Source organism: Vibrio sp. Vb2960, assembly GCF_033337665.1.
GTDB lineage: Bacteria > Pseudomonadota > Gammaproteobacteria > Enterobacterales > Vibrionaceae > Vibrio > Vibrio alginolyticus.
Genome location: NZ_JAWORD010000008.1, coordinates 186809 through 194718, shown reverse-complemented (window position 1 = coordinate 194718; position 7910 = coordinate 186809). Strand labels below are relative to the sequence as shown.

Sequence of the window (7910 nt, the reverse complement as noted above, 5' to 3'; positions counted from 1 at the left end):
GAATTGGTAGACGCACCAGATTTAGGTTCTGGCGCCGCAAGGTGTGAGAGTTCAAGTCTCTCCTTCCGCACCATTATCGGAAAACCCAGCATGACTTTGCTGGGTTTTTTCTTTTTTTTGGTTCTGGACTCGGGAAATCATTAGATTTGCCGAATTAAAAAAGCGAGCTCATGGCTCGCTTTTTTTCTATCTGTGATTTGAGTAGCTTACTACATACCTAACGCGTATTTCAGTACTTGAGCCTTAATTGGCCCTGAGTTTTCAGCAAGCTTCAATGCAGAATTACGTACGAACTTCAATGGCCCTAGATCGTTGCTAAAACCTTTATAGAAAAAGTCCATGCCCGTCTGCATGAGTAAGTTGTCAGGTCGACGTGCGCGTTCGTATTTCGCGAGTAAGGTATCTTCCAGCTTTTCTTGTTGTTCTGTTACCGAAAGGAGAACGTCTACATCTTTGAAGCCTAAGTTTACCCCTTGCCCTGCAAGCGGGTTGATCGTATGGGCAGAGTCACCCACTAATACGCAATTTTTGCTTGAGTAGCTTTGCGCATGACGACGAGTGAGTGGGAATGAGCCAAACTGTAAAACTTCAATATCGCCTAATTCTGCAGGGAAATGACGTAAGATTTCTTCCCTTAGTTGAGGTTTACCCATCGCACACAGTTGTTTAATACGTTTAGGCGAGTCATACCAAACCAAAGAACCTTGGCCTACTATTTGACCATCGTCGTTACTCAAAGAGCACAGAGGTAAAAATGAACGTGGGCCTGAAGGTGTAAATTGTTGCCAAGTAATATCTTGCTGAGGCAATTCTGTTTTCACGTTAATCAACATGCAGTGTTGTCGGTAATCCCACGCAGTTACACCAATTCCAGCCAATTGACGAACTTTAGAGTTTGCACCATCAGCACCAATCACCCAGTTAGCTTCAAACTGCGCCCCACTTTCTAGTGTCACAAGATTTACATCTGCAAACTCAATGGCTTTTAATCGCTCAGGACACATCACGGTTAGATTTTCATACTTAGAGAAGACTTGCCAAAGACCTAATTGGATTAGGCGATTTTCAACGATGTAACCTAGCTGATCCAATGACAATTCATCAGAGTGAAAACGAGTACGGCACTCTGGGTGCTCCCAAGTTTCTAACCGCCGATAAGGACAAACTCGCATGCTCTTGATCTCTGACCATGCTCCGAGTGAATCAAGTAACTCCACCGACTGGTGCGAGATTGCAGATACACGAATATCCATCGCCTGAGCGGCATCAAAAACTTTAGGTTTTGTACCTTCAACCAAGACAACGCTTCTGCCCTGCTTGGCAAATCCAACAGCGACGGCTGCCCCGACCATACCGCCACCGATCACGGCGATGTCATACTTGTTCATTTTTCACTCTTCATCGTGCTGATTAATTGGCGTTTTTTATTGTACTTTCCATGGCTATTTTTACAAAATTGTTTAACAAAAAACCTTGTTCTGCATAGGGCGAAAAACTAGATTTCATCAGGCTTTGCAGAGAATTAGCTAGATCACTAGTCAGGTGCTTTTTAAAGCAGTACAATACGCCGCTTACCGCCGTGATGGCGGCTATAATTTGAGCAATAGCTCTCCGATTTAAGTACAACTGAACGAGCGAAAGTGAGATGAGTAAGAAACTGCTAATTAAAACCTGGGGCTGCCAGATGAACGAATACGATTCATCAAAAATGGCCGACCTGCTTAATGCTGCAAACGGCTACGAGCTGACGGAAGAGCCAGAGGAAGCAGACGTACTTCTACTTAACACCTGTTCGATCCGTGAAAAAGCGCAAGAGAAAGTTTTCCACCAGTTAGGCCGCTGGAAAACACTAAAAGATAAAAAACCTGGCGTAGTTATCGGTGTAGGTGGTTGTGTAGCAACGCAAGAAGGTGACCATATTCGTGAGCGTGCACCATACGTTGACGTTATTTTTGGCCCACAAACTTTGCACCGCCTACCTGAGATGATCAAACAATCTCAGTCCGATGATGCACCAGTTATGGACATTTCGTTCCCAGAGATCGAAAAGTTCGACCGCCTACCTGAACCTCGCGCTGAAGGTGCGACAGCATTCGTTTCTATTATGGAAGGCTGCTCTAAGTACTGTACTTACTGTGTCGTACCGTACACTCGTGGTGAAGAAGTAAGCCGTCCAATGGATGACGTACTGTTCGAAATCGCCCAACTTGCTGAACAAGGCGTACGTGAAGTAAACCTTCTGGGTCAAAACGTAAACGCGTACCGTGGTCCTATGCACGATGGTGAGATCTGTTCATTTGCAGAACTGCTTCGTTTGGTTGCGTCTATCGATGGTATCGACCGTATTCGTTTCACGACGAGCCACCCGTTAGAATTCACAGACGACATCATCGCAGTATACGAAGATACGCCAGAACTTGTGAGCTTCCTGCACTTACCTGTGCAAAGTGGTAGTGACCGTATCCTAACGATGATGAAACGCCCTCACACCGCTATCGAATACAAATCGATCATCCGTAAACTGCGTAAAGCTCGTCCTGATATTCAAATCAGTTCAGACTTTATTGTTGGTTTCCCTGGTGAGACAGACAAAGACTTCCAAGACACCATGAAGCTAATCAAAGATGTAGACTTTGACATGAGCTTCAGCTTTATTTTCTCTCCACGTCCAGGTACGCCAGCAGCGGATTACCCTTGTGATGTGTCAGAACAAGTGAAGAAAGAGCGCCTTTACGAACTACAGCAAACTATCAATGCTCAAGCGATGCGTTACTCTCGCTTAATGCTTGGCACAGAACAACGTGTTCTAGTTGAAGGTCCTTCGAAGAAAAACCTAATGGAACTACGCGCTCGTACAGAAAACAACCGTGTAGTAAACTTTGAAGGTAGTGCAGACCTAATTGGTCAGTTCGTTGATGTGAAGATCGTAGACGTATTTGCAAACTCACTGCGTGGTGAGCTAGTACGTACTGAAAAAGACATGGATCTTCGTAGTGTGATTTCCCCAACGCAGATGATGGCGAAAACACGTCGCGAAGATGAGCTGGGTGTAGCTACTTTTACGCCGTAAGCTCGTATAAATAGCCATAGAGAGCCTGGTCGTTATCAGGCTCTCACTAAGTGGCAAAAAATGAGAGGCAACATTGAGCAATAAAATCGTAACTCTAGAAATTAACCTAGAACCTTCAGACAACCGCCGACTAGCTAGCCTGTGCGGTCCATTCGATGACAACATCAAGCATTTAGAACGTCGTCTAGGCGTTGAAATTAACCACCGTAGTGACCACTTTACGATTGTCGGTAAACCTCATACCGCATCAGCTGCGCTGGATATCCTGAAAACTCTATATGTTGATACCGCACCTGTACGAGGTGAGATCCCAGATATTGAGCCTGAGCAAATCCATCTAGCGATCAAAGAGTCTGGTGTTCTTGAGCAGAATACTGAGTCTAATATCGAGCATGGTAAAGAAGTCTTCGTCAAAACCAAGAAAGGTGTGATCAAACCACGTACGCCAAACCAAGCGCAGTACTTGGTTAACATGGTCACGCATGATATTTCTTTTGGTATTGGCCCGGCTGGTACAGGTAAAACCTACCTTGCTGTAGCAGCAGCTGTTGACGCACTAGAGCGCCAAGAGATCCGTCGTATTCTACTTACTCGTCCAGCGGTTGAAGCTGGTGAGAAATTGGGCTTCCTACCTGGTGATTTAAGCCAGAAAGTCGACCCATACCTACGTCCGCTATACGACGCCCTATTTGAAATGCTGGGCTTTGAGCGCGTAGAGAAGCTGATTGAACGTAACGTGATTGAGGTCGCCCCTCTTGCTTACATGCGTGGTCGTACTCTAAACGACGCCTTCATCATTCTTGATGAGAGTCAAAACACCACTGTTGAGCAGATGAAGATGTTCCTAACACGTATTGGTTTTAACTCTCGCGCGGTTATCACTGGTGATGTCACGCAGATTGACTTACCTCGTGGTGCGAAATCGGGTCTTCGTCATGCTATTGAAGTACTAAGCGAAGTTGACGACATCAGCTTTAACTTCTTCTTGGCCGACGACGTTGTACGTCACCCTGTGGTTGCTCGTATCGTTAACGCGTACGAGAAGTGGGAAGCACAAGACCAGAAAGAGCGTAAAGAGTTCGAGAAACGCCGTCGTGAAGAACGCGATGCGAAGTTACTAGAAGCAGCAAAAGCCGAACTGAATGCACAAGTTGCTTCAACTAAGGAATAACCATGGCGATTGAACTTGATCTGCAACTGGCAGTCGAAAATGAAGAAGGTTTGCCTTCGCAGCAAGATTTCCAATTGTGGCTAGATAAGACCATTCCTCTCTTCCAACCACAAGCCGAAGTCACCATTCGTATTGTTGATGAACAAGAAAGTCATACGCTCAACCATGAGTATCGCGGCAAAGATAAACCAACTAATGTGTTGTCATTTCCATTTGAAGCACCTCCTGGTATGGAAATAGATTTACTTGGTGATTTGATTATTTGCCGCCAAGTTGTTGAAAAAGAGGCGGTTGAACAGAGCAAGCCTCTGCTAGCACATTGGGCGCATATGGTTGTACATGGCAGCTTGCATCTGCTAGGTTATGATCATATAGAGGATGACGAAGCCGAAGAGATGGAGTCCCTCGAAACCGAAATCATGCAAGGTATGGGTTATGAAGATCCTTACATTGCTGAAAAAGAGTAGCTATTGGCCACTCGACAGGGAAAGGCGAACCACCTAAATGACTCTCGTGTTCGCCTCTCTATGTGTGCTATCACACTTCTGATAGCGTTACTTAATTGAGAAACAATGAACGAAGATAATTCTCCCTCTTCTAACGAAGATAAGAAAGAAAAGGCAGAAGGTCCGAGTAGAAAGTCCTTCTTTGAACGTCTAGGTCAACTATTTCAGGGCGAACCAAAAGATCGCCAAGAGCTTGTGGATGTTATCCGCGACTCTGAAGTTAACGACCTGATTGACCATGACACTCGCGATATGCTCGAAGGTGTTATGGAAATCTCCGAAATGCGTGTGCGTGACATTATGATCCCGCGTTCGCAAATGGTTACAGTTGAGCGTACTCACGACCTTGATACCTTGGTTGCTTTGATTACCGATGCTCAACACTCTCGCTACCCTGTGATCAGCGAAGATAAAGACCATGTGGAAGGCATACTTCTAGCGAAGGACTTACTTAAATACTTAGGCTCAGGCAGTAATCCATTTGATATCGAAGAAGTCATTCGACCAGCGGTTGTGGTACCGGAAAGTAAACGCGTTGATCGACTGCTGAAAGAATTCCGTGAAGAACGTTATCATATGGCCATTGTTGTCGATGAATTCGGTGGTGTTTCTGGTCTTGTGACCATTGAAGATATCCTTGAGGAAATCGTCGGGGATATTGAAGATGAATTCGATGAAAGTGAAGAGACGGACATTCGTAAGCTGAGCAAGCATACGTTTGCTGTCAGAGCGCTGACAACCATCGAAGAGTTTAATGAGACATTCGGAACCAACTTCAGCGATGAGGAAGTTGATACCGTTGGTGGTATGGTCATGACTGCCTTTGGTCACTTACCTTCTCGTGGTGAACTGGTTGAAATTGAAGGCTACAACTTCAAAGTCACCGCTGCCGATAACCGTCGTGTCATTCAACTCCAAGTGACGATCCCAGACGAAGAAACCCTGGTTGAAGCCACTCAAGAGTAACGCGATACCCATTGGGAATCTCAGAAAATTACAATGATGAATGAACTCTTTCATCGCCTTAAGCGGCCCTTAGTGGCCGCTTTTGTTGGCGCCTCTACTACACTCGCTTTCGCTCCTTACCAGCTGTGGCCTATTGCCATTCTTAGCCCAGCAATTCTACTGATTCTTCTTGCTAACCAAACTCCGAAACGCGCACTATGGATTGGTTATGCTTGGGGGTTAGGTCAATTTGCAACTGGCGTTAGCTGGGTTTACGTCAGTATCTCCGGTTTTGGCGGTATGCCGCTCATTGCCAATTTATTTTTAATGGGCTTGCTTGTTGCCTACTTGGCTGTTTATTCAGGCTTATTTGCTTGGCTCAACAACAAGCTGTTTCCTCAATTTACGCTCACAAAAGCACTTCTCGCTGCACCTGCTTTATGGCTGATCAGTGATTGGTTACGTGGTTGGGTGATGACTGGCTTCCCTTGGTTATGGCTAGGCTATAGCCAGATAGATGCTCCACTCGCAAGCTTTGCACCAGTTGGCGGCGTAGAACTGCTTACTCTATTTATCCTTATCAGCGCAGGGGCGTTAGCCTATGCATGGATTCATAAGCAGTGGCTGATGGTGATTATCCCTGCGGTGCTACTCAGTACTGGCTTTGGGATTCGCAACTACGATTGGGTAACACCCCGACCAGAAGACACGACTAAGCTCGCGCTGATTCAAGGTAACGTAGACCAAAACCTAAAGTGGCTACCAAGTCAACGCTGGCCAACCATCATGAAGTACGCTGACTTAACTCGTGAAAACTGGGATGCTGACATTATCGTTTGGCCAGAAGCAGCAATTCCCGCTTTTGAAATTGAAGTGCCTTCATTTTTGAGCAATATCGACAGCGCTGCAAAAATGAATAACAGCGCAATCATCACCGGTGTCGTCAACCAAGCTGAAGATCGACAGTTCTACAACAGTATTCTGTCCCTCGGCATCACACCATACGGTGACTACAGCTTCGATTTAAGCGAACGTTACCATAAGCATCACCTACTACCGTTTGGTGAGTTTGTACCATTTGAAGATATTTTGCGCCCATTAGCGCCATTCTTTAACCTACCGATGTCGTCGTTTAGCCGTGGGGCTTTTGTGCAGCCAAACATCGTTGCGAATGGCATGCACATGGCACCAGCGCTTTGCTATGAGATCATCTTTAATGAGCAAGTGCGTCAAAATGTGACTGACGAAACAGACTTCATTCTAACGCTTTCAAATGATGCATGGTTTGGTCACTCTATCGGTCCTCTTCAGCATATGGAGATCGCCCGTATGCGTGCCTTAGAGTTAGGTAAACCGCTCATCCGCTCGACTAACAACGGATTAACAGCGGTAACCGATCACAAAGGTAAAATCGTTGAGCAAGTACCGCAGTTTGAAACTGCAGTACTGCGCGCAGAGCTCACCCCAACCAATGGACAAACGCCATATCGAATCGTTGGTACTTGGCCATTGTATATTTGGGTTGGGTTAAGTTTAGCGCTGGCGCTCGGCTTAAGAAGAAAACAGAGCTGATAACAGCTTGAAAGTAGAAAAGACAAAAAAGAGGCGACTAAGCCTCTTTTTTATTCATAGCATTATACTGTCGTTACGCGCCATTTATGGCTTTAATGACTGACGAGTAAAGCCTTTGTGACCACATTTAATACACGGAATGATTACAGTTGGGTGGTTATACGTTGTCTTGTGACCACATTCATCACAGACTAAAGTGCCTAAGCCTATCACCTCTCCTGCTTCATATAGCCCTTGATGCTCTAAGTCATCGAACAACTCAACCCACTCAACTTTAGTTCGGTCAGTAATCTCTAACAGCCCTTGCCATATCGAGTCCGCAATCGTTAAGTAAAACGGGCCGCTTTTGCTATCCTCGTAACTCTCTGAAAACTCTTTTAAGTCTGCTTTAAGGTACGCTTTGATTAAAGCCAATTCATCTTTGGTCAAGTCATTAGCAGCATCCACCACTTTGCCCGACGTCTCAATCGCTTTGTTAACTTCTTCCGGACTGTGCTTCAAGGTTTCAATCACATCCTCGAGCATTTCCTCATAACCTGTTTTACGTTTAGGCATAACTGACCTCCATCTTTCTCCTACCTGCGTCACTTAAGGGCGCATGGGTACAGATTGGCTATTGTTGTGATCCCTAGCTTTAGGTATTCTA

General features: G+C 45.5%; 7 protein-coding genes. 5 read left to right on the top strand and 2 right to left on the bottom strand.

The annotated features are described in order from the left end of the window. Positions 1-209: 209 nt before the first annotated feature. Positions 210-1388, bottom strand: a complete 1179-nt coding sequence (locus tag R7O03_RS09465) for a 2-octaprenyl-3-methyl-6-methoxy-1,4-benzoquinol hydroxylase (RefSeq protein ID WP_213903845.1) — start codon at positions 1386-1388, stop codon at positions 210-212. A gap of 257 nt (positions 1389-1645) precedes the next feature. On the opposite strand from R7O03_RS09465, the gene miaB reads away from it, so the two are divergent. The 5 genes from miaB to lnt all read left to right on the top strand — a co-directional run bounded on the left by miaB (position 1646) and on the right by lnt (position 7264). Next, positions 1646-3070 carry a tRNA (N6-isopentenyl adenosine(37)-C2)-methylthiotransferase MiaB gene (miaB, locus tag R7O03_RS09460; protein ID WP_005373038.1) on the top strand — a complete coding sequence of 475 codons (1425 nt, stop codon included), beginning with the start codon at positions 1646-1648 and terminating at the stop codon, positions 3068-3070. A gap of 73 nt (positions 3071-3143) precedes the next feature. Beyond that, positions 3144-4241 (top strand): PhoH family protein, encoded by a 1098-nt coding sequence (locus R7O03_RS09455; RefSeq protein ID WP_005373033.1) that lies wholly within the window; start codon positions 3144-3146, stop codon positions 4239-4241. A 2-nt stretch (positions 4242-4243) separates the two neighbouring features. After that, positions 4244-4708 (top strand): rRNA maturation RNase YbeY, encoded by a 465-nt coding sequence (ybeY, locus tag R7O03_RS09450; protein WP_005373030.1) that lies wholly within the window; start codon positions 4244-4246, stop codon positions 4706-4708. Positions 4709-4813: 105 nt separating this feature from the next. Further along, positions 4814-5713 carry a CNNM family magnesium/cobalt transport protein CorC gene (corC, locus tag R7O03_RS09445; RefSeq protein WP_005384118.1) on the top strand — a complete coding sequence of 300 codons (900 nt, stop codon included), beginning with the start codon at positions 4814-4816 and terminating at the stop codon, positions 5711-5713. 33 nt (positions 5714-5746) lie between these two features. Continuing rightward, positions 5747-7264 (top strand): apolipoprotein N-acyltransferase, encoded by a 1518-nt coding sequence (lnt, locus tag R7O03_RS09440; RefSeq protein ID WP_203345953.1) that lies wholly within the window; start codon positions 5747-5749, stop codon positions 7262-7264. A gap of 84 nt (positions 7265-7348) precedes the next feature. On the opposite strand, the gene R7O03_RS09435 is transcribed toward lnt, so the two are convergent. Next, entirely contained in the window at positions 7349-7819 is a 471-nt protein-coding gene (locus R7O03_RS09435; protein WP_005373024.1) for a zinc ribbon-containing protein, read from the bottom strand. Positions 7820-7910 lie beyond the last annotated feature (91 nt).